We start from the raw sequence: 20,874 nt of genomic DNA on the forward strand, positions 1-20,874 counted from the left end.
CGGCCCGCGGCGCCCCGCGGCGGCCGCCGTACGCCTTCCGCACCCGGACCGGGCCGCCCCCCGGCGACGAGCGTCATCCGCCCCCGCTCGCCGGCCGTGCGGGACGCGCCCCCGTACGCCGGGCTCATCGCACCCCCTCCGCCGCCCGCGCCATCAGGGCCGTGGACGAGCGGCCGTCGAGGTAGGGCAGGAGGACGGCCTGGCCGCCCCACTCCTCCAGGAGGGCCGCCTCGGGGAGGTCCGCGCCGGCGTAGTCGCCGCCCTTGACCCAGACGTCGGGGCGCAGGTCGCCGAGCAGCCGTTCGGGGGTGTCCTCGTCGAAGACGGCGACCGCGTCCACACAGGCCAGGGCGCGCAGCACGCGGATGCGGTCGGCGAGCGGGTTGACCGGGCGGCCCTCGCCCTTGCGGCGGCGGACGGAGGCGTCGGAGTTGACGCACACCACCAGGCAGTCGCCGAGCCGCCGGGCGGCCTGGAGGAGGCCGACGTGCCCGGCGTGCAGCAGGTCGAAGCAGCCGCCCGCGGCGACCACCGTGCCGTGCTGGGCGCGGACCCGGGCCGCCAGCGCGTGCGGGTCGTCGGTGTCGGGCCGCGGGGCCGGCCGCGGCCGGGAGTCGGCGCGCGGCAGGGCGCCCGCGCCGCCCGCGGCGACGAACGCGCTCGCGGCGCCCACCGCGCCCTCCACGGCCTCGCCGACCAGCGTGCCGTCGGCGAGCAGCCCGGCCGCGGTGGCCGCGAACCGGTCGCCGGCGCCGCAGGTGTCGCCGGGGTGGGCGGCGGGCGCGGGCACCAGCAGCGGGTGTTCGCCGTAGGAGAGCAGGGCGCCGCGCGCGCCGAGGGTGACGGCGACGGCGGCGACCCGCCAGTCGCGGACCAGGTCGGCGGCGATGTGCGCGGCGGCGCGCAGGGTGCCGTCCGGGCGGCCGTCGCCGGGTGCGAAGCCGTGCGCCTCCTTCTCGGCGGGCGTCGCCAGCCGGGTGCCGGGCACGGGGACGCCGCCGCGCGGATGCGGGTCCCAGACCAGCGGCGGGTGTTCGGTCAGCTCCTCGCGCAGGGCGTCGGCGGTGCCGCGTCCGTAGTCGGAGACCAGCACGGCGTGGGCGGCGCGCAGGGCGGCGCGGGCCTCGTCGGTGGCGGCGCGGGCGCGTCCGCCGCCCCGGTCGAGGCGGACGACGGGCCTGCCGTGGGCGAGGACCCGGGTCTTCTCGGGGAGGGTGCCGCTGAGCGGCAGGGGTATCAGTGTCAGCCAGGGTTCGAGGAGCCGGCGCAGTTCCCGGGCGGCGGGGTCGTCGCCGAGGCCGGTGATCAGGGTGACGTCGCGGCCGTCGCGGGCGGCGAGGTAGGCGGCGAGCGCGGCGCCGCCGGGCCGGACGCGTTCGGCGCAGTCGGCCACCACCGGGACCGGCGCGTCGGGGGCGAGCCGGTCGGCGGAGCCGCACAGGTCGCGGTCGAGCAGCGCGTCGCCGACGACGACCAGCGGGGTCTTGTCAGGCACGGTGACCTCCCCGGCGTACGCCCGTCTCCAGGGCGGCGTCGAAGGCGGCGCAGATCATGTGCACGGCGACCAGGTGGAGTTCCTGGACGGTGGCGGTGGTGGCCGCGTCGACGCACAGGGCCTCGTCGCTGCCGGCCATCAGGGGGTTGGGTTCGCAGCCGGTCAGTGCCCAGACGCGGACGCCGGCCGCGCGGGCGGCGTCGGCGGCGGACAGCAGGTTGGCGCTGGCGCCGGAGGTCGACAGCAGCATCAGCACGTCGCCCTCGCGGCCGTGCGCGCGGACCTGGCGGGCGAACACCTCGTCGACGCCGTAGTCGTTGGCGATGGCGGTGGTGGAGGAGGTGTCGGCGTGCAGGGCGATCGCGGAGAACGGCGGCCGGTCGTCGCGGTAGCGGCCGACGATCTCGGCGGTGAGGTGCTGGGCCTGCGCGGCGCTGCCGCCGTTGCCGGCGGCGAGCAGCCGGCCGCCGCCGGAGAGCACGGCGGCGAGTTGGCCGCCCCAGCGTTCGGTGATGTGCGCGGAGGCGCGGAACGCCCCCAGCGCCTCCTGGAGTTCGTCGCAGTGCCCGACGACAGGCGGGTGCACGGTCATCACGCCACCTCCTTGGCCAGTTCGTGGTCGGCGACGGTCAGCCGGTAGACCTGTTCGGCGCCGTCGGCGACGCGCCGCCACGTGTAGTGCTTCAGGACGCGTTCGCGTCCGGCGGTGCCGTAGGCGCGGCGCAGCCGTTCGTGGGGCAGGAGGACCCGGGCGACGTCGGCGATCGCCTCGGGGTTGTGCGGCTCCACGAGCCGGCCGGTGACACCGTCGGCGACGGAGTCGCGGTGGCCGCCGACGTCGGTGGCGAGCACCGGCACGCCGCAGGCCATGGCCTCCAGCGGCACGATGCCGAAGGGCTCGTAGTGCGGGGTGCACAGCACCAGGTCGGCGCTGCCGATCAGGGTCGGCATGTGCTCGGGGTCGACGGCGCCGAGCAGCCGTACCCGGTCGGCGACGCCGGCCCGGCGGGCGAGGCCGGCCAGCCGCCGGGCCTCGGCGTCGGTGTCCACCTCGTCGGCGGGCGGGCCGCCGGCGATGAGGAGTTCGGTGTCCGGGACGTGGGCGAGGGCGCGCACGGCGTACTCGTAGCCCTTGCGGGGGACGAGCCGGCCGCAGGCGAGCAGCCGGTGCCGGTGGCGGCGCGCGGGGGCGCGGCCGGTGTCGGCGCCGGGGCGGAAGTGCTGGGCGTCCACCCCGCACGGGACGACGGAGATCCGGCGCGGCGGCACGCCCATGTCGCCGAGTTCGACGACCTCGTCGGTGCAGGTGGCCAGGACGCGGGCGCAGGAGCGGCCGAGCTGCCGCTCGATGCCGATGCGTTCGTGCGGGCTGGTGTCCCTCAGGCCCTGGTGGCGCCGCTTGACGGTGCCGAGGGCGTGGAAGGTCTGCACGAGCGGGATGCCGTGCGGCTGGACGCCGATCTGCGCGGCGAGGCCGGACATCCAGAAGTGGGCGTGGACCACGTCGGGCCGGTCCCGGGTGAAGGCGCGCGCCAGGTACGCGCCGAAGGCGGGCATGTACGGCAGCAGTCCGTCCTTGGGCACGGCCTCGGCGGGTCCCGCGGGCACGTGCTCGACGACCGCGCCGCCGGGCAGCGGCACCCGGTCGGGCAGGTCGAGGGTGTCGCGGCGGGTGTACACCGTGACGTCGTGGCCGCGCCGGGCCAGTTCCGCGCTGAGCCGGGCGACGTAGACGTTCTGTCCCCCGGCGTCGACGCCGCCGAGCGCGGCGAGCGGGCTCGCGTGCTCGGACACCATGGCGATCCTCATCGGGTCACCTCCTTCAGCAGCCGCTCCCAGTCGTCCAGGAAGCGGGACAGCCCGTAGCGGGCGAGGGCCGCCGCTCGGGCCTCCTGGCCGACGGCGCGCGCGTGTGCGGGGTCGGCGAGGAAGTCGCGTACGGCGTCGGTCAGGACGTCGATACGGTTGGAGACCACTCCGGCGCCGGGCGGGACCGCCTCGGTGACCTCGGTGGTGGCGAGGGCGACGACCGGCATGCCCAGGTGCATGGCCTCCAGCAGGGACAGGCCGAGGGAGGTCCAGCGCACGGGATGGACGTAGACCCGGCGGCGGGCCAGTTCGGTGTGCAGTTCGTGCTGCGGGACGTCGCGGGCGCGGCAGCGCGCGGGGTCGAGGCCGAGGTGCCCGGCGAGTCCCTCGGTGCGCATGCCGAAGACGTCGAGGGGGGCGGCGCGGGCGAACGCGGGCAGCAGGTCGGTACCGGTCGTACGGCCGCGCCGGACGGGTTCGTTGACGACGACGGCGGCCCGGTCCAGCTCGCCGGTCCAGCGGGGGCCGGGGTCGACGATGCCGTGTTCGACGACGGCCGTCTCGGTGCGGCCCGCGTCCCACATCAGCCGGTTGAAGTGGGTGACGTGGACGAGGGTGACGCCGGGGATGCCGGCGGCCGGGTGGCGGGTGTGGGGCACGTCGCCGTCGGGGGCGTTGTGCTCCAGGTACACCAGCGGCGGCCGGCGGCCCAGCCAGCGGTCCACGAGGCCGAGTTCGTGGGGGCGTTGCAGCACGACGAGGTCGATCTCCTCGTCGCGCAGCCGCTCCGGCGGGACCTCGGTCACGGACGCGGGCCAGTCCCAGGTGCGGGCGCGGCCGAGCCCGTCGGGACCGCGGTCGGGGGTGACCGGGACCAGGTAGGTGTGCGGGCCCTGGACGAAGGCCGTGGTCCACGACCCGTGCACGTGCCAGATCAGGATTCTCATGACGTCTCCCCCACGAGCTTCTCGACGGCGGCTGCCACGTCCGTGGCGGTGACGGTGTTCAGGCAGGGATGGCCCGGCACGGGGCACTCCCGGGCGCGGCTGCCGGCGCAGGGCGCGTCCTGGTCGCCGAGGAGCACGTAGGGCACTCCGTAGGGCCGCCAGCGTTCGGCCGGGACGACCGGCGCGAACAGGGAGACGACGGGGGTGCCGACGGCGGCGGCGAGGTGGGCGGGGGCGGTGTTGCCGGTGACGACGGCGGTCGCGCCGGCGAGGACGCCGGAGAGTTCCGGTGCCTCGGTGCGGCCACCGAGGTCGGTGCCGTGCTCCCCGGCCACGAACGCGGTGAGTTCGCGTTCGCCGGGGCCGCCGGTGACCAGGACCCGGTGGCCGGCGGCGGCCAGTTCGCGGACGGCCTCGGCGGCGCGCCCGGGGCTCCAGGCGCGGGCCGGGACGCTCGCGCCGGGGTGCAGGACGACGTACGGGCCGGTCCCGGTCAGGTCGGTGACGGAGGGCGGTGCGTGGACGCGCAGCCGGCCGTCGTCGGGGCTCGGGAACCCGGCCGCCGCCGCCAGGTCCAGGGCGGCCTCGGCCTCGTGGGCGTGCGGGGCGCGGCGGTGGCGCAGGTCGAGCAGGGAACCGGGGTAGTCCACGCTGTCCGCGGCCAGGTACCGGACGCCGGCCAGGCGCAGCACCAGGGCGGTGGGCAGCGGGGACTGGTGGAAGGAGGTCAGGATCAGGCCGGTGCCGGCGTCGATCCGGGCGGTGAGGGCGTCCAGCTCCGCGCGGTCCACGGCCGGCGGGTCGAAGCCGCCCCAGGGCGCGTCCCACACCAGGACCTCGTCCACGCCGGGCAGGAGCCGGGCGGCGGGGGCGCCACGGCTGCCGCACAGCAGGGTGACGTGGTCGGCGCGGGCGGCGACGGCCCGGACGGCGGGTCCGGCGAGCAGCACGTCGCCGAAGCTGTCGAGCCGGGTGACGATCGCTCTCATCGCGGCCTCCGCCCGGTCCCGGTCGCGGGCGCCCGCCACACCGCCGCGTCGGCCGGTCCGGTCCGGCCGCCGGTGTCGTAGGCCCGCTCGATGGGCCGTTCGTCGACCAGGACCCGCCCCTTGGGCGGCCCGCCGAGGAGCGCGCGTACGGCGGTCAGCAGGTCGGGGGCGACGTGTTCGGCGGCGGCGGTCTCCTCGGGGCGGGTCGCCTCGTTGGGGACGAGGATGCCGTGGGCGCCGGCCCGGCGGGCGGCCTCCAGGTCGGCGCCGATGTCGCCGATGACGACGCAGTCGGCGGGGTCGGCGCCGATCCGGCCGGCCGCCCGGAGGATCAGGCCGGGCCGCGGTTTGCGGCAGTGGCAGCCGTCGTCCGGGCCGTGCGGACAGACGGCCCACACGTCGAACGGCCCGAGCACCGCGTCGACGCGGTGGTTGACGGCGCGGACGTCGGCGTCGGTGAGCAGGCCGCGGGCGACGCCGGACTGGTTGGTGACGACGCCGGTCGGGATGCCGTGCCCGCGCAGCAGGGCGAGGGCCTCGCGGGCGCCGTCGACCGGGCGGACCCGCTCGGGGTCGCCGTTGTAGGGGACGTCGTGGACGAGGGTGCCGTCGCGGTCGAACAGGACGGCCCCGACCGTGTCCGGGCGGCTCATGCGGCGACCTCCGGCCAGGCGGGGGCGGACCGGTGCCGCCACTCCCCCGCGGCCCGGTGCCAGACGGCGGCCGGCGGGATGAGCACGCTGGTGGCCAGCATGGTGGTCACCTCGTCGCGGGTGCGCGGTCCGGGGGCGATCCGGGCCCAGGCGAACTCGGCGGTGCCGGCCGCCCAGCCGAGCCCGGCGAGCGCGGCGGCGCGGGGGCGGCCGGCGGCGGCGAGGGCGAGGGCGGCGGCGCCCGCGGCGGTGACGGCGGCGTGGCGGCGGAGCCGGCCCCGGGGGGCGGCCGCCCTGGACCACCAGCCGGGGCCGTGCAGGCGGCGCATCAGGGCGTCGTCGGCGTTGCCGCGCTGCTGGGTCAGGGAGACCCAGCGGGAGGCGGGGCGCACCGGGTGCCGGGTGGTGCGCCGGCCCCGCCGGATGCGCCACCCGGCGTCGAGGACGCGCAGCGCGAGGTCGGCGTCCTCCCGGAAGGCACGGGTGAAGCGTTCGTCGAAGCCGCCGACCTGTTTGAGGGCGTCGGTGCGGTAGGCCATGTCGGCGGTGATCCAGCGGGCCGTGGCGAGGCCGGCGGTGCCGCGTTCCCAGTCGGTGGGGCGGCGTTCGCCGGGCAGCGGCACGGCGATGACGCCCTGTACGGCGCCGGTGTCGGGGGCGGCCTCGGTGAGGTCCTGGACGAGCTGGTCGCACCAGTGCGGGCCGACCTGGACGTCGTCGTCGAGGAAGGCGGTCCAGGGGGCGGTGACCGCGCGCAGCCCGGCGTTGCGGGCGGCGGCCGGTCCGCGTCCGCCGCCGCGCAGCACCACCGTGCGCTCGCGGAGCACGCCGAGGACGGTCAGGGGGTGCTCCAGCGCGCCGGGGTCGGCGTCCGGGCCGGGCCGGTCGTCGACGAGGACGATCGTGTCGGGCTCGGGTCCGATCGCGGCGGTCAGCGCGGCCAGGCAGTCGGCGAGGGTGCTCCGGACGAGGGTGGGGATCACCACGGAGTAGCCGGCGGAGCCGGTGGCCGGGGGGTCGGCGGGATGTCCGGTCGTCATGCGAAGGCCCTCCCCCGGCGGACCGCGAACGGTCCGATGGCGAGCAGGTCCACGGGCGCCGAGCCGAAGCACTCCAGGGCGTCGCGCGGGTCGTCGACCATGGGCCGTCCGGCGGTGTTGAGGCTGGTGTTGACGACCACCGGCAGTCCCGTGCGCCGTTCGAAGGCGTTCAGCATCCGGGCGACGAGCGGTTCGCGGCGCTCCTCGACGGTCTGGATGCGGGCGGTGCCGTCGACGTGCACCACGGCCGGGATGCGGTCCCGCCAGGCCGGGTCGACGTCGTGCACGAAGAGCATGTACGGGCTGGGGACCGGCCCGCCGGAGAAGATCTCGGCGGCGCGGTCGGCGAGCACCATGGGGGCGACGGGGCGGAACTCCTCGCGCCCCTTGACGTTGTTGAGGCGTTCCAGGTTCTCCGCGCGGCCGGGATGGGCCATCAGGGAGCGGTGGCCGAGGGCGCGCGGCCCGTACTCGCTGCGGCCCTGGAACCAGGCGACCACCCCGTCCCGGGCGAGTTCCCCGGCGACCGTCTCGGCGATGTCGTCGGGCTCCTCGTAGGGGACGGCGGCCGTCTCCAGCCAGGCGCGTAGCTCGTCGTCGCGCCAGCCGCGGCCGAGGTCGGCGCCGGGCATCGGCTCGGGCACCGCGTCCTGCGCGGCGAGGTGCAGGGCGCCGCCGAGGGCGGTGCCGGCGTCACCGGCGGCGGGCTGCACCCAGACGTGCCGGTAGGGGCCGCTGCGGGCGATCCGCGTGTTGGCGACGCAGTTCAGGGCGACGCCGCCCGCCATGGTGAGGGAGTCGCCGCCGGCCTCGCGGTGCAGCCAGTGGACGAGGTCGAGGAGGGTCTCCTCCAGCACCGCCTGGGCGCTGGCGGCGAGGTCGGCGTGGACCTGGGTCCACTCCTGGTCCCCGGGGCGGGCGGGGGCGAGGGCCGCCCAGTCGACGCCGTGGGCGCGGAAGCCGCCGTCGCCGGTGGCGTGGACGTGCTCGCGCAGCCGCTCGGCGAAGCGGGGCTTGCCGTAGGAGGCGAGGGCCATCACCTTGAACTCGTCGCTGCTGCGCAGGAAGCCGAGGTGCTCGGTCAGTTCCTCGTAGACCAGGCCGAGGGAGTGCGGCAGCAGCTGGGTGGCGAGGGTGTCGAGCTTGCCGTCGCGGTAGCGGCCGGCCAGGTGGGAGGCGCACTCGCCGCGCCCGTCCAGGACGAGGACGTCGTTGTCGGCGTGGGGTGAGGCGGGTCCGGCGGAGGCGGCGTGCGCCACATGGTGCGGGACGAAGACGACCTGGTCGGGGTCGAGACCGGGCAGCGCCTCGGCGAGGAACTGCGGGGCGCGGCGCGCGTACTCCAGGCGGAGCGGGTCCCAGGGGTCGTCCAGGCCCAGGTCGCGGGCGGGACGGGCGAGCCGGGGGTCGAAGGAGTAGGCGACGGCGTCCAGTTCCCCGGGGCGGACGCCCGCGTGCTCCAGGCACCAGCGGGCCGACAGTTGCGGGACCTCCCAGGCGGAGAACGGCACCGGCCGCTTGCCGTGCTTGCGGCGGCTGAACCGCTCCTCCTCGGCCGCCGCTACCGTCCTGCCGTCGACGACGAGGGCGGCGGCGGGATCGTGGAACAGGGCGTTGATACCGAGGATGCGCATGGGCTGTGCTCCGTCCTGTGTGCTTCCGGCTCGGCGGGTGCCGCGGGACAGCTGTCTCAAACACTTGGAAACAGCTCAATTCCGGAAAGAGAGGGCAAAAGCACCCTCTGTAGCCCCTCGCCCCAGGGGCTCAGGCCGCGACGGCGTGCGCGAACCAGCCGATCGTGTGTTCGAGCCCGGTGGTCCAGTCGGTGCGCGGGCGCCAGCCCAGCCGTTCGCGGGCCAGGGTGGTGTCGGGGCGGCGCCGGCCGGGGTCGTCCACGGGGCGTTCCACGAAGCGGACGCGGGAGCCGGAGCCGGTGAGGTCGATGATCCGCCGGGCCAGTTCCAGCATGGTGATCTCGTCACCGCCGCCGATGTTCATCGGCCCGGTCTCGCGGGACGCGGCGAGGGCGAGGACGCCCTCCACGGTGTCGTCGACGTAGGTCAGGCAGCGGGTCTGGCCACCGTCGCCGGCGACGGTGAGCGGTACGCCGTCCAGGGCCTGGGCGATGAAGGTGGGCACGGCGCGGCCGTCACCGGTGCGCATCCGGGGGCCGTAGGTGTTGAAGATGCGGACGATGGCGGTGTCGGTGCCGTGCACCTGGCGGTGGGCGGTGGTCAGCGCCTCGGCGAACCGCTTGGACTCGTCGTAGACGCTGCGCGGGCCGACCGGGTTGACGTTGCCCCAGTAGCTCTCGCGCTGCGGGTGCTCCAGCGGGTCGCCGTAGACCTCGGAGGTGGAGGCGAGCAGGAAGCGGGCGCCGTCGGCGTGCGCCCGCTCCAGGGCGTTGCGGGTGCCGGTGGAGCCCACGTCGAGGGTCTCCAGGGGCAGCCGGAGGTAGTCGGCCGGGGAGGCCGGGCAGGCGAAGTGCAGGACCAGGTCGAACCGGCCGGGCAGGCCGCGCAGTGCGGCGGGGTCGGTGGCGTCGGCGTGGACGAACCGGAAGCCGGGCTCCCGCTCCAGGGCGACCACGTTGCCGCGGGCGCCGGTGGCCAGGTTGTCCAGGCAGACGACCTCGGTGCCGGCGTCGAGCAGCCGGCCGCACAGGTGGGATCCCACGAATCCGGCGCCGCCGGTGACCAGCGCCCGGCGCCAGTTCCGGCCGCCGCTGAGGCTCTCGCTCACGGGGCTCTCCTCACTCTCGCGTTCACGTGCGTGTCGGCGAGTAACCGGCGTCGGCTCCCCGTACCCCGAACTGGAGTTCGCGCGTGTGCGCGGGGCGGCTACCGCGCCGGAGGGCGCGCCCGGCCGGTGCGGCGAGCCGCGCCGGGGGTGTTCCCTACGATCGTGAGGTGGCCACCTTCTCGATCGAACGCACGGCGCCGCTGCCGCCGGCCGAAGCCTGGCGCCGGCTCACCACGTGGCAGCGGCACGGGGACGTGGTGCCGCTCACCCGGGTCACCGTCCTCACGCCCCCGCCCACCGGTGTCGGCACCCGCTTCGTCGCCCGCACGGGCCTCGGACCGCTCGCCTTCGACGACCCGATGGAGGTGACCGTCTGGGAGCCGCCCGGGGAGGACGGCGCGCCGGGCCGGTGCCGGCTGGAGAAGCGGGGCCGGCTGGTGCGCGGCTGGGCGGAGATCGAGGTGGGCCCCGGCCCCGGTGGACGCGCCCGCGTGCGCTGGCGCGAGGAACTGACCGTCCGCCCCCTGCCGTCCGCGCTCGGCGGCCCGCTGGAACGCTCCGGCCGGTACGTCTTCGGGCGGGCCGTCAACCAGCTCCTCAGACGCCCCTGACCCGCTCCGGCACGGCTCGTCGGCACCGTCCGGCGCGTGGTAGCTTCTGCGTACGGGGCTGTATACGAGCTGTATGCGACGTGGATGCTGGGGGCCAGGGTGACGTCCGGACGGGAGAAGGCGTACGCCTACCTGAAGGAGACCGTGCTGACGGACCCCGCGATGCAGGGCGAGTTCCTCTCCGAGCAGGACCTCGCCGACCGCATCGGCGTCTCCCGCACCCCGATCCGCGAGGCGCTGCTGCTGCTCGCCGCGGAGGACCTCGTCCAGCTCGTGCCGAAGCGCGGGGCGCGGGTGGCGCCGCTGTCCGGCCGGGAGATCACCGAGCTGATGGAGCTGCGCGGCATCGTCGAGCGGTACGCCGCCGAGCGCGTGATCGCCACGGGCAGCTGTCCGCTGGCGGACCTGCGCGCCCTGCTGGAGCGCCAGCGTGCCCTGACCGGTCCGGCGCAGGCCCGCGAATTCATCGCCGTGGACCAGCAGTTCCACATGACCCTGGTGGCAGCGGCGGGCAACGGCCTCCTCGACCGCCATTACGAGGGGCTGCGCAGCCGCCAGGTCCGGGCGGGCCAGGTCGCCCTCTACAACGCCCGCAACCGCCAGGACGCGGTGCTGCACGAACACGGCGCGATCCTGGACGCGCTGGCCGCCGGCGACCAGGAAGCGGCCCGCACGGCGATCGACGGCCACCTGGAGTCGACGCTGCGGGTGCTGCTGGCCGGGTGACGGTCGGCGAGCGGGGGGCATGACGGACGCCGGCTGGGACGACTGCACCGAGTACCACGAGGCGGTACGGCGGGCCGAGCGGGTGACCCGGTTCGGCCGGGCGGCGATCACCGGCACCGTGGGTGCGCTCGGCTGCGCACTGCTCGCGCTGCTCGCGGTGGCCGTGCCCTGCGCGGTCGCGTTCATCTGGGTCGTGACGGCGCTCAACCGCTGAGGGGCCGTGGACCGGCGACGGCGCCACCGTGGCGTGTCGCGCGGTTCCCCGCGCCCCTCAGGCCGCGCCCCGCACCCTGCGACGGCTCACAGCCGCCGGTTCGCCAGCACCGAGATCTTCTCCCGGACCGCCGGCACCTCCTGCGGGTCCAGGTCGGCCAGGACCAGCTCGGGCCCCGCGCCCGCCGCCCGCCGTACCGTGCCGTCGGGGCCCGCGACCAGGCTGTACCCGATGCCGGTGGGCGCCTTCGGCGGGACCGGCGTGCCGCTCGCCTCCGGGTCGGCCTGGTCGACGGCCGCGACGAACAGCGTGGCGTCCAGCGCGCGGGCCCGCACCAGCAGCTCCCACTGCTCCCGCTTGCCCGGTCCCGCCCCCCACGACGCGGCCAGCAGCGTCGCCACGGCGCCCGCGTCGGCGTGGGCCCGGAAGAGTTCCGGGAAGCGGACGTCGTAGCAGGTGGCGAGTCCGAACCGGACGCCGTCGACGTCGATGGTGACGACCCGTGAGCCGGGCGCCACCGTGTCCGACTCGGCGAAGCCGAACGCGTCGTACAGGTGGATCTTGTCGTAGGACGCCTCGACGCCGGGCCCGGTCGCCAGGAGCGTGTTGGTGACCCGGCCGTCCGCCGCCGGGGTGAACAGGCCCGCGACCACGACGACGCCCGCGTCCCGGGCGATCGCGCGCAGGCCCTCGGCCCAGGGGCCGTCCAGCGGTTCGGCGACCGGCTTCAGCGAGGTGCCGAAGCAGACCATGGACGCCTCGGGGAAGAGCACCAGCCGGGCGCCGGCCGCCGCGGCCCGCCGGGTCTCCTCCTCGATCAGCTCCAGGTTCCGCGCCGGATCGGTGCCGGTGGTGAGCTGGCTCAGTGCGATGCGCATGGGTGCGGGTCCCTTCGTCGGGGTCGTCGGTGGTCGTCGCCGGTGGTACGGCCGTACGGCTTCACTGTGCGGCCGGGGCGTGGTCCGTGTGCTCGCGGGCCTGCTCCACCAGCAGGGCGTCCTCGGTCTCGGCGCGGTCGGCGTCCCGTCCCAGCGCCAGGCCCACCACCGTGACCACGGCCGTCAGCGCGATGTACAGCGCCAGCGGCACCCAGCTGCCGTAGGCGCCGAGCAGCGCGGTGAACAGCAGCGGCGCCACCGCGCCGCCGATCACCCCGGCCAGCGTGTACGCCAGGGAGGAACCGGTGTAGCGCAGGCGCGGCGAGAACTGCTCGGCGATGAAGGCCGCCTGGGGACCGTACATCAGGGAGTGCAGGACGAGGGCGACCACGACACCGAGGGCCAGCAGCGGCCAGGAGCCGCCGCCCACCATCGGGAAGAAGACGAACGGCCAGACACCCGCGCCGATCGCCGACACCCCGTAGACCAGCCGCCGGTTGACGCGGTCGGTGAGGGCGCCGGCCAGCGGGATGAGGCCGATCTGCAGGGCCGAGCCGATCAGTACGGCGGCGAGCGCGGAGCCGCGGGACATGTCCAGTTCGTCGGTGGCGTAGGTGAGCACGAAGACGGTGAACATGGCGTACAGCACGTCGGGGGCGATCCGGCTGAGGATCGCGGCGGCCAGCGCCCGGGGCTGGGTGGTGAACACCTCGCGCACCGGCGCCTGCGGCCGGTCCTGCTCGGCCTCCATCGCCTTGAAGACCGGCGTCTCCTCCAGCCTGGCCCGGATCCACAGCCCGAAGCCGACCAGCGCCGCGGAGACCAGGAAGGCCACCCGCCAGCCCCAGGTGGTGAACTGGTCCTCGCTCAGCAGCGCGCCGAGCGCGGCCAGCACGCCGTTGGCGAGCAGGTTGCCCGCGGGCGGGCCGATCTGCGCGGCGGAGGCGTAGAAGCCGCGCCGCTTCGGGTCGCCGAACTCGCTGGACAGCAGCACCGCGCCGCCCCACTCGCCGCCCACGCCGACGCCCTGCGCGAACCGCAGCAGGACCAGGGCGACGGGCGCGGCGACACCGATCGTCGAGTAGGCGGGCAGCACACCGATCAGGAAGGTCGCGAAGCCGATCAGCACCAGCGTGGCGATCAGCACCTTCTTGCGGCCGATGACGTCACCGAGGCGGCCGAAGACGATCCCGCCGAGCGGCCGGGAGACATAGCCCACGGCGTACGTGGAGAACGCCAGCAGGGTGCCGGTCAGCGGGTCCTCGGAGGGGAAGAAGAGGTCGCCGAAGACCAGCGCCGCCGCGGCGGAGTACACGGCGAAGTCGTACCACTCCAGGGCGGTGCCGGTGAGGCTGGCGAAGAAGGCGCGGCGGATGCCGGAGCTGTCCGGCCGGGTGTCGTGCATGCGTCCTGTCCTTGCTTCGGATGGCGTCGGAGGTGCGTGGACCTTCCGGCATACTTCTTGTATACAGGTCGTATGCGCAAGCCCCTAGCGGGAAGTTAACCCACTCGAAACTACGTCTGGAGACCCCCATGGCCGTGCTGACCTTCGAGCTGCCCGACGGCACCACCCGTGACGTGGACGTCCGGCTGGTGCTCAACGCCGGGTACGCCGGGCGCAGCCAGGACGACGTCGCCGCGCACGTCGCCGAGCTGGCGGAGCTGGGCGTGCCCGCGCCCTCCGTCACCCCCGCCCTCTACCCCGTATCGCCCTATCTCGCGCAGCAGACCTCCGTGGTGGCCGCGCAGCACGGCCGCACCTCCGGGGAGGCGGAGTGGGCGCTGGTGGTGGCGGACGGCGGGGAGCTGCTGCTGACGGCCGCCTGCGACCACACCGACCGGGAGCTGGAGGTCCACGGGGTGGCGTGGAGCAAGAACGCGGGCCCGGACGTGCTGGCCCGGCGGGCGTGGCGGCTCGCGGACGTGGCGGAGCGGCTCGACGCGCTGACGCTGCGGGCGTGGGTCGGGCACGGCGGGACCGAGACGCTGATCCAGGACGGCACGCTGGCCGAGCTGCTGACCCCCGCCTACTGGGCGGGGGTGCTGCGCGAGCGGGGCGAGCTGGTGCCGGGCACCGTGCTGATCTCGGGGACCATCCCGATGGCGGCCGAGGTGGACCAGTTCGCCGACGCCTGGCGGGTGGAGCTGGGCGACCCGGCGACGGGGGACGTGATCGCGCTGGCCTACGACGTGGTGCCGATGCCGGCGCCCATCGGCTGAGTCCGGCCGGCGGCCGGCGCCTCGTGGTGGATCGGGGTGTGCGCGCCGGTCAGGGGGACGCCGGTGCCGCCGCGCCGGGCGGCGACGATCTCGGCGGCGATGGACAGGGCCGTCTCCTCGGGGGTGCGGGCGCCGAGGTCCAGGCCGATGGGCGACCTGAGGCGGGCCAGCTCCCGGTCGGTGACGCCGGCCGCGCGCAGCCGCGCTTCGCGGTCCAGGTGGGTGCGGCGGGAGCCCATCGCGCCGACGTACGCCACCGGCAGCCGCAGCGCCCGCTCCAGGAGCGGTACGTCGAACTTGGCGTCGTGGGTGAGGACGCACAGGACGGTACGGCCGTCGACGGCGGTGCGCTCCAGGTACTCGTGCGGCCAGGCGACGACGACCTCCTCGGCGTCGGGGAAGCGGGCCTCGGTGGCGAAGACGGGCCGGGCGTCGCAGACCGTGACCCGGTAGCCGAGGAACGTCCCCGCGCGGACCAGGGCGGCGGCGAAGTCGATGGCGCCGAAGACGATCATCCGCGGGGGCGGCACCGAGGACTCCACCAGCACGGTGAGCGGTTCCCCGCAGCGCGAGCCCGCCGCGCCGATCTCCAGGGTGCCGGTGCGTCCGGCGTCCAGGAAGGCGCCCGCCTCGGCGGTGACGGCGCGGTCCAGCGCGGGGTGGACGCCGAGGGTGCCCCGCCGGGAGCCGTCGGGGCGGACGGCGACCGCCCGGCCGACCAGCTCCGCCGGACCGGCGACGATCCGGGCCAGTGCCGTCGCCTCCCGGTGGACGGCGGCGGCGAGCGCGGCGGCCAGCACCGGGCGGACGGGGTCCCCCTCCCGGACCGGCGTGATCAGGATGTCGATGACGCCGCCGCAGGTCAGCCCGACCGCGAAGGCGTCCGCGTCGCTGTAGCCGAAGCGCTCGACGCGGCTCTCGCCGTCCCGCAGGGCCTGGGCGCACAGCTCGTAGACGGCGCCCTCCACGCAGCCCCCGGAGACCGACCCGACCGCCGTCCCCCCGGCGTCCACCGCGAGGGCGGCGCCGGGCAGGCGGGGCGCGCTGCCGCCGACGGCCACCACGGTGGCGACGGCGAAGTCACGGCCCTGCCCGACCCACCGGTGCAGTTCCGCGGCGATGTCCAGCATCTGTCGGTCTCCTCGGGGATGGGGGGCGGTGGTACGGGTTCCCAGGCGGGGGCTAGCGCACGCCCAGCCGGCCCTCGATCGGGCCGAGGGCGAAGTACACGAGGAAGACACCGGTCAGCACCCACATGAAGGCCCCGACCTCCCGTGCCCTGCCCTGTGCGGCCTTGATCGCGGTGTACGCGACGACCCCGGCGGCGACCCCGGTGGTGATGGTGTAGGTGAACGGCATCAGCACCACGGTCAGGAAGACCGGTACCGCGGTCGCCCGGTCCGCCCAGTCCACGTGCCGGGCGTTCGTCAGCATCATGGCGCCGATGACCACGAGCGCCGCCGACGCCACCTCCGGCGGCACGATCGCGGTGAGCGGGGTGAAGAACAGGCAGGCCGCGAAGAGGCCGCCGGTGACCACGGAGGCGAGGCCGGTACGGGCGCCCTCCCCCACGCCGGTGGCGGACTCGATGAAGACGGTCTGGCCGCCGCCGCCCGCGACCCCGCCGATCGCGCCCCCGGCGCCGTCGATGAACAGCGCCTTGGACAGGCCTGGCATCCGGCCCCGGTCGTCGGCGAGCCCCGCCTCGGTGCCGACACCGATGACGGTGGCCATCGCGTCGAAGAACCCGGCGAGCACCAGGGTGAAGACGATCAGGCCGACGGTCATCGCCCCGACCTCGCCCCAGCCGCCGAACTCGACGTGCCCGAAGAGCGAGAAGTCCGGCATGGAGACCGCGCCGCCGCGCAGCTCGGGGGCGCCGTTGGCCCACTGCCCCGGGTCGATCACCCCGGTGGCGTTGAGCACGGCGGCGACGGCCGTGCCGCCGACGATGCCGATGAGGATGGCGCCGGGCACGTTCCGCGCCTGGAGCATGAAGATCAGCAGCAGGGTGGCGCAGAACAGCAGCACCGGCCAGCCGGCGAGTTCGCCCGCCGGGCCGAGCGTGAGCGGGGTGGCCTCGCCCTGGTGGACGAAGCCGGACTTGTACAGGCCGATGAGGGCGATGAACAGGCCGATGCCCATGGTGATGCCGTGCTTGAGCGGCAGCGGGATCGCGTTCATGATCATCTCGCGCAGGCCGGTGACGACGAGCAGCATGATGACCGAGCCGTAGAGCACGCACATGCCCATCGCCTGCGGCCAGGTCATCTCCGGGGCGACCTGCGAGGCGAGGACGCCGGAGACGGACAGGCCGGCGGCGAGCGCCAGCGGGACCTTGCCGACGAAGCCCATCAGCAGGGTGGTGAGGGCCGCGGCGAACGCGGTCGCGGTGATCAGGGCGCGGGCGGCCAGGGTGTCCCCGGCGGCGTCCTCGCCGGACAGGATCAGGGGGTTGAGCAGCAGGATGTACGCCATCGCCATGAAGGTGGTGACGCCGCCGCGCACCTCGCGCGCGACGGTCGATCCCCGCCGGGATATGTGGAAGTAGCGGTCGAGCCACGACCGGCCGGCCGGGACGCGGGAACCCGCGCCCGCGTCCTCGGCGGTGGTCGTGGGCTCCGCTGACTGCTGGGTCATGGTGCCGTCTCCCAAGGTTCACAGGGGCACCCGGGCCCTTGCGGGCACGGGATTCGGGAGGTGCCGCGGTCGGGGGACGGCCCGGTGACTGCACCTGGGGGTGGCCGGCGCCGGGGCCGCCGTGGAGGCGGTCGCCCGGCGCCGGGACGGGTCACAGGCCGGTGAGGTGTTCCGGCCGGACCGGTGTGCGGTCGAGCGCCAGGCCCGTCGCGTCCCGGATGGCCGCGAGGACCGCCGGGGTGGACGACAGGGTGGGTGCCTCGCCGATGCCGCGCAGCCCGTAGGGGGCGTGCTCGTCGGCGAGTTCGAGCACGTCGACGGGGATGGTCGGCGTGTCGAGGATGGTGGGGATCAGGTAGTCCGTGAAGGACGGGTTCCTGACCTTCGCGGTCGTGGGGTCGACGACGATCTCCTCCATCACGGCGATGCCGAGCCCCTGGGTGGTGCCGCCCTGGATCTGGCCGACGACGGAGAGCGGGTTCAGCGCCTTGCCGACGTCCTGGGCGCAGGCCAGTTCGACCACCTTGACCAGGCCGAGTTCGGTGTCGACCTCGACGACGGCACGGTGCGCGGCGAAGGAGTACTGGACATGGCCGTGGCCCTGCCCGGTGCGCAGGTCGAAGGGCTCGGTCGGCCGGTGCCGCCACTCCTCCTCGACCTCGACGGCCTCGCCCTCCAGGACGTCCGCCAGGTCGGCCAGTGTCTCGCCGCCGTCGGTGACGACCTTGCCGCCTTCGAGGAGCAGTTCGGCGGTGGCCCAGGCGGGGTGGTACGAGCCGAACTTGCGGCGCCCGATCTCCAGCACCTTCTCCCGGACCAGCTCGCAGGCGTTCTTGACCGCGCCGCCGGTGACGTACGTCTGCCGGGACGCGGAGGTCGAACCGGCGCTGCCCACCCGGGTGTCCGCCGGGTGGATCGTCACCTGGGTGACGCCCAGCTCGGTGCGGGCGATCTGCGCGTGCACGGTGACGCCGCCCTGGCCGACCTCGGCCATCGCGGTGTGCACGGTGGCGACGGGCTCGCCGCCGACGACCTCCATGCGCACCCGCGCGGTGGAGTAGTCGTCGAAGCCCTCGGAGAAGCCGACGTTCTTGATGCCGACCGCGTACCCGACGCCCCGGACGACGCCCTCCCCGTGGGTGGTGTTGGACAGGCCGCCCGGCAGCTGCCGTACGTCGGCGCCCTCGCTGGACTCCCACTGGCGTTCCGGCGGCATCGGCATCGCCTTGACCCGGCGCAGGAGTTCGGCGACCGGCGCGGGCGAGTCGACGGGCTGCCCGGTGGGCAGCAGGGTGCCCTGCTCCATGGCGTTGCGCTGCCGGAACTCCACCGGGTCGAGGCCGAGTTCCCTCGCCACCTTGTCCATCTGCGCCTCGTAGGCGAAGCACGCCTGGACGGCGCCGAAGCCGCGCATGGCGCCGCAGGGCGGGTTGTTGGTGTAGAGGGCGATCGCCTCGATGTCGACGTCGTCGACGGCGTACGGCCCGACGCCGAGGGAGGAGGCGTTGCCGACGACCGCCGGGGAGGCGGAGGCGTACGCGCCGCCGTCCAGGACGATCCGGGCCTTGACGTGGGTCAGCTTGCCGTCGCGGGTGGCGCCGTGCTCGTAGGTGAGCTTGGCGGGGTGGCGGTGGACGTGGCCGAAGAAGGACTCGAACCGGTTGTAGACGATCTTGACGGGTTTGCCGGTGCGCAGCGCGAGCAGGCAGGCGTGGATCTGCATCGACAGGTCCTCGCGCCCGCCGAAGGCGCCGCCGACGCCGGCCAGGGTCATCCGCACCTTGTCCTCGGGCAGGCCGAGCACGGGCGCGATCTGGCGCAGGTCGGAGTGGAGCCACTGGGTGGCGATGTAGAGGTGGACGCCGCCGTCCTCCTCGGGTACGGCGAGCCCGGACTCGGGGCCGAGGAACGCCTGGTCCTGCATGCCGAAGGTGTACTCGCCGGTCACGATCACGTCGGCGCGCTCGCGGGCCGCGGCCACGTCGCCGCGCACGATGGGCTGGCGGTGGACGATGTTGGGGTGCGGGACGTGGCCGATGTGGTGGTCGGTGCGGTTCTCGTGGAGCAGGACCGCGTCGGGGGCGGTGGCGGACGTCTCGTCGGTGACGACGGGCAGCTCCCGGTACTCCACCTTGATCTTGGCGGCGGCGCGGCGGGCGGTCTCCGGGTGGTCGGCGGCGACGATGGCGACGGGTTCGCCGTGGTGGCGGACCCTGCCGTGGGCGAGGACGGGGGTGTCCTGGATCTCCAGGCCGTAGTGGCGCACGTCGGTCGGCAGGTCGTCGTAGGTGAGGACGGCGTACACGCCGGGCAGGGCGAGGGCCTCGCCGGTGTCGATGGAGACGATCTCCGCGTGCGCGACCGTGGAGCGCAGGATCTGCCCCCAGAGCATGTCCTCGTGCCACAGGTCGGAGGAGTACGCGAACTCGCCGGTGACCTTGAGGGTGCCGTCCGGGCGGAGCGTGGACTCGCCGATGCCGCCCTGGGTCCGGGAGCCCTGGGTGATCTTCGTGGGGACGCCGGTGGGATACGCCATGTCAGACCCCCTCGGTGCGGCGCGCGGCGGCGAGCCGGACCGCGTCCATGATCTTCTCGTAGCCGGTGCAGCGGCACAGGTTGCCCGAGAGCGCCTCGCGGATGTCGGCGTCGCTCGGGCTGGGGTTGCGCTCCAGCATCTCGTCGGCGGCGACCAGCAGGCCGGGCGTGCAGAAGCCGCACTGGACGGCGCCGGCGTCGATGAACGCCTGTTGGATGGGGGCGAGTTCCTCGTCGTCCGCGAGGCCCTCTACGGTGACGACCTCGCGGCCCTCGGCCTGCCCGGCGGCCACCAGGCAGGAGCAGACCGGCACGCCGTCCAGGCGGACCGTGCAGGAACCGCACTCGCCCTGCTCGCAGGCGTTCTTGGAGCCGGGCAGGCCGAGCCGCTCGCGCAGCACGTAGAGGAGGGACTCGCCCTCCCAGACGTCGTCGGCCTCCTGCGGGCGTCCGTTGACGGTGAGGTTGACGCGCATCAGGCGGCTTTCCCTTCTCCTGCGGCGGTGCGGTACGACTCCCAGGTCCAGGTCAGCGTCCGGCGGGCCAGCACGCCGATCGCGTGGCGGCGGTAGCCGGCGGTGCCCCGGACGTCGTCGATCGGGTTGCAGGCGGCCGAGCAGAGCCGCGCGAACTCCTGGGCGACGGACGGGGTGACGACCTTCCCGTTGTCCCAGAAGCCGCCCTCCTCCAGGGCCGCGGCGAGGAACTCCTCGGCCGTGCGCGCCCGGACCGGGGTGGGCGCCGCCGAGCCGATGCCGGTGCGCACCGTCCGGGTCGCCGGGTGCAGCGCCAGCCCGAACGCGCAGACCGCGATCACCATGGCGTTGCGCGTGCCGACCTTGGCGAACTGCTGCGGCCCGTCCGCCTTCGACACGTGCACGGCGCGGATCAGCTCGTCGGGGGCGAGCGCGTTGCGCTTCACGCCGGTGTAGAAGTCGTCGATCGGGATCATGCGGGTGCCGCGCAGGGAGACCGCCTCGACCTCCGCGCCGGCGGCGAGCAGCGCCGGGTGGGCGTCGCCGGCCGGGGAGGCGGTGCCGAGATTGCCGCCGACGCCGCCGCGGTTGCGGATCTGCGGGGAGGCGACCGTGTGGGCGGCGAGGGCGAGGCCCGGCAGCTCGGTCCGCAGGTGCTCCATGATCCGCGTGTAGGGGACGGAGGCGCCGAGCCGCACGCTCTCCTCGCCCACCTCCCAGTCGGTCAGCTCGGGGATTCGGTTGAGGTCCATCAGGTACTCGGGCCGGCGGTGGTCGAAGTTGATCTCGACCATCACGTCGGTGCCACCCGCGATCGGTACGGCGCTGGGGTGCTCGGCCTTCGCGGCGAGCGCCTCCTCCCAGCTGGCGGGGCGAAGGAAGTCCATGAACGGCTCTCT

Annotated in this window: 20 protein-coding genes; 4 read left to right on the plus strand and 16 right to left on the minus strand. The window is 75.2% G+C overall.

Annotation, left to right across the window (positions count from 1 at the left end; genetic code table 11):
• Positions 1 to 124: 124 nt before the first annotated feature.
• The 9 genes from rfaE2 to Sdagh_RS26705 all read right to left on the minus strand — a co-directional run bounded on the left by rfaE2 (position 125) and on the right by Sdagh_RS26705 (position 9,675).
• Entirely contained in the window at positions 125 to 1,495 is a 1,371-nt protein-coding gene (rfaE2, locus tag Sdagh_RS26665) for a D-glycero-beta-D-manno-heptose 1-phosphate adenylyltransferase (RefSeq protein WP_189423563.1), read from the minus strand.
• On the minus strand, positions 1,488 to 2,087 hold the full coding sequence (locus Sdagh_RS26670; protein WP_189423561.1) for a D-sedoheptulose-7-phosphate isomerase: 600 nt from the start codon (positions 2,085 to 2,087) through the stop codon (positions 1,488 to 1,490). Before Sdagh_RS26670 ends, rfaE2 begins: the two co-directional genes overlap by 8 nt.
• The gene (locus Sdagh_RS26675) at positions 2,087 to 3,304 is read right to left on the minus strand and encodes a glycosyltransferase (protein WP_189423559.1); all 1,218 of its coding nucleotides are present in this window, start codon (positions 3,302 to 3,304) and stop codon (positions 2,087 to 2,089) included. Before Sdagh_RS26675 ends, Sdagh_RS26670 begins: the two co-directional genes overlap by 1 nt.
• Positions 3,301 to 4,251, minus strand: coding sequence for a glycosyltransferase (locus Sdagh_RS26680; protein WP_189423557.1), 951 nt, complete (start codon positions 4,249 to 4,251; stop codon positions 3,301 to 3,303). Before Sdagh_RS26680 ends, Sdagh_RS26675 begins: the two co-directional genes overlap by 4 nt.
• Complete coding sequence (locus tag Sdagh_RS26685) at positions 4,248 to 5,240, minus strand: glycosyltransferase family 9 protein (protein WP_189423555.1); 993 nt, start codon at positions 5,238 to 5,240, stop codon at positions 4,248 to 4,250. Before Sdagh_RS26685 ends, Sdagh_RS26680 begins: the two co-directional genes overlap by 4 nt.
• Complete coding sequence (locus Sdagh_RS26690) at positions 5,237 to 5,893, minus strand: D-glycero-alpha-D-manno-heptose-1,7-bisphosphate 7-phosphatase (RefSeq protein WP_189423553.1); 657 nt, start codon at positions 5,891 to 5,893, stop codon at positions 5,237 to 5,239. Before Sdagh_RS26690 ends, Sdagh_RS26685 begins: the two co-directional genes overlap by 4 nt.
• Positions 5,890 to 6,933 (minus strand): glycosyltransferase family 2 protein, encoded by a 1,044-nt coding sequence (locus Sdagh_RS26695; RefSeq protein WP_189423551.1) that lies wholly within the window; start codon positions 6,931 to 6,933, stop codon positions 5,890 to 5,892. Before Sdagh_RS26695 ends, Sdagh_RS26690 begins: the two co-directional genes overlap by 4 nt.
• On the minus strand, positions 6,930 to 8,567 hold the full coding sequence (locus Sdagh_RS26700; RefSeq protein ID WP_190011205.1) for a carbamoyltransferase family protein: 1,638 nt from the start codon (positions 8,565 to 8,567) through the stop codon (positions 6,930 to 6,932). The genes Sdagh_RS26695 and Sdagh_RS26700 overlap by 4 nt, the downstream gene beginning before the upstream one ends.
• A 130-nt stretch (positions 8,568 to 8,697) precedes the next feature.
• A complete protein-coding gene (locus Sdagh_RS26705) occupies positions 8,698 to 9,675 on the minus strand; it encodes an NAD-dependent epimerase/dehydratase family protein (RefSeq protein ID WP_190011206.1) in 978 nt (325 codons plus the stop codon).
• A 167-nt stretch (positions 9,676 to 9,842) separates the two neighbouring features.
• On the opposite strand from Sdagh_RS26705, the gene Sdagh_RS26710 reads away from it, so the two are divergent.
• The 3 genes from Sdagh_RS26710 (at position 9,843) to Sdagh_RS26720 (ending at position 11,226) form a co-directional block, all read left to right on the plus strand.
• A complete protein-coding gene (locus Sdagh_RS26710; protein WP_190077723.1) occupies positions 9,843 to 10,286 on the plus strand; it encodes an SRPBCC family protein in 444 nt (147 codons plus the stop codon).
• Between the two features lie 99 nt (positions 10,287 to 10,385).
• Positions 10,386 to 11,012, plus strand: a complete 627-nt coding sequence (locus Sdagh_RS26715; protein ID WP_189423571.1) for a GntR family transcriptional regulator — start codon at positions 10,386 to 10,388, stop codon at positions 11,010 to 11,012.
• A 19-nt stretch (positions 11,013 to 11,031) separates the two neighbouring features.
• Positions 11,032 to 11,226, plus strand: coding sequence for a hypothetical protein (locus Sdagh_RS26720; protein ID WP_190077724.1), 195 nt, complete (start codon positions 11,032 to 11,034; stop codon positions 11,224 to 11,226).
• An 86-nt stretch (positions 11,227 to 11,312) separates the two neighbouring features.
• Here Sdagh_RS26720 and Sdagh_RS26725 read toward each other — a convergent pair whose 3' ends face one another.
• Both Sdagh_RS26725 and Sdagh_RS26730 read right to left on the minus strand, forming a co-directional pair.
• Complete coding sequence (locus tag Sdagh_RS26725) at positions 11,313 to 12,104, minus strand: carbon-nitrogen hydrolase family protein (RefSeq protein ID WP_189423540.1); 792 nt, start codon at positions 12,102 to 12,104, stop codon at positions 11,313 to 11,315.
• Positions 12,105 to 12,165: 61 nt separating this feature from the next.
• Positions 12,166 to 13,509, minus strand: a complete 1,344-nt coding sequence (locus tag Sdagh_RS26730; protein WP_189423538.1) for an MFS transporter — start codon at positions 13,507 to 13,509, stop codon at positions 12,166 to 12,168.
• Between the two features lie 128 nt (positions 13,510 to 13,637).
• Between Sdagh_RS26730 and Sdagh_RS26735 the strand changes: the two genes are divergently transcribed.
• Positions 13,638 to 14,324, plus strand: a complete 687-nt coding sequence (locus Sdagh_RS26735) for a DUF2848 domain-containing protein (RefSeq protein WP_189423536.1) — start codon at positions 13,638 to 13,640, stop codon at positions 14,322 to 14,324.
• On the opposite strand, the gene Sdagh_RS26740 is transcribed toward Sdagh_RS26735, so the two are convergent.
• From Sdagh_RS26740 to Sdagh_RS26760, 5 genes are all read right to left on the minus strand, one after another.
• A complete protein-coding gene (locus tag Sdagh_RS26740; protein ID WP_190077725.1) occupies positions 14,288 to 15,454 on the minus strand; it encodes an XdhC family protein in 1,167 nt (388 codons plus the stop codon). The two genes, Sdagh_RS26735 and Sdagh_RS26740, sit on opposite strands and share 37 nt — an antisense overlap.
• A 52-nt stretch (positions 15,455 to 15,506) precedes the next feature.
• Positions 15,507 to 16,964 (minus strand): NCS2 family permease, encoded by a 1,458-nt coding sequence (locus tag Sdagh_RS26745; RefSeq protein ID WP_190077726.1) that lies wholly within the window; start codon positions 16,962 to 16,964, stop codon positions 15,507 to 15,509.
• Positions 16,965 to 17,115: 151 nt separating this feature from the next.
• Positions 17,116 to 19,500 (minus strand): xanthine dehydrogenase family protein molybdopterin-binding subunit, encoded by a 2,385-nt coding sequence (locus tag Sdagh_RS26750; RefSeq protein WP_190077727.1) that lies wholly within the window; start codon positions 19,498 to 19,500, stop codon positions 17,116 to 17,118.
• Between the two features lies 1 nt (position 19,501).
• A complete protein-coding gene (locus Sdagh_RS26755) occupies positions 19,502 to 19,975 on the minus strand; it encodes a (2Fe-2S)-binding protein (RefSeq protein ID WP_189423529.1) in 474 nt (157 codons plus the stop codon).
• Positions 19,975 to 20,862, minus strand: a complete 888-nt coding sequence (locus tag Sdagh_RS26760) for an FAD binding domain-containing protein (protein WP_190011212.1) — start codon at positions 20,860 to 20,862, stop codon at positions 19,975 to 19,977. Before Sdagh_RS26760 ends, Sdagh_RS26755 begins: the two co-directional genes overlap by 1 nt.
• Positions 20,863 to 20,874: the final 12 nt, after the last annotated feature.

It is taken from the genome of Streptomyces daghestanicus (assembly GCF_020521275.1).
In the GTDB taxonomy this organism is placed as follows: Bacteria; Actinomycetota; Actinomycetes; order Streptomycetales; family Streptomycetaceae; genus Streptomyces; species Streptomyces griseoviridis.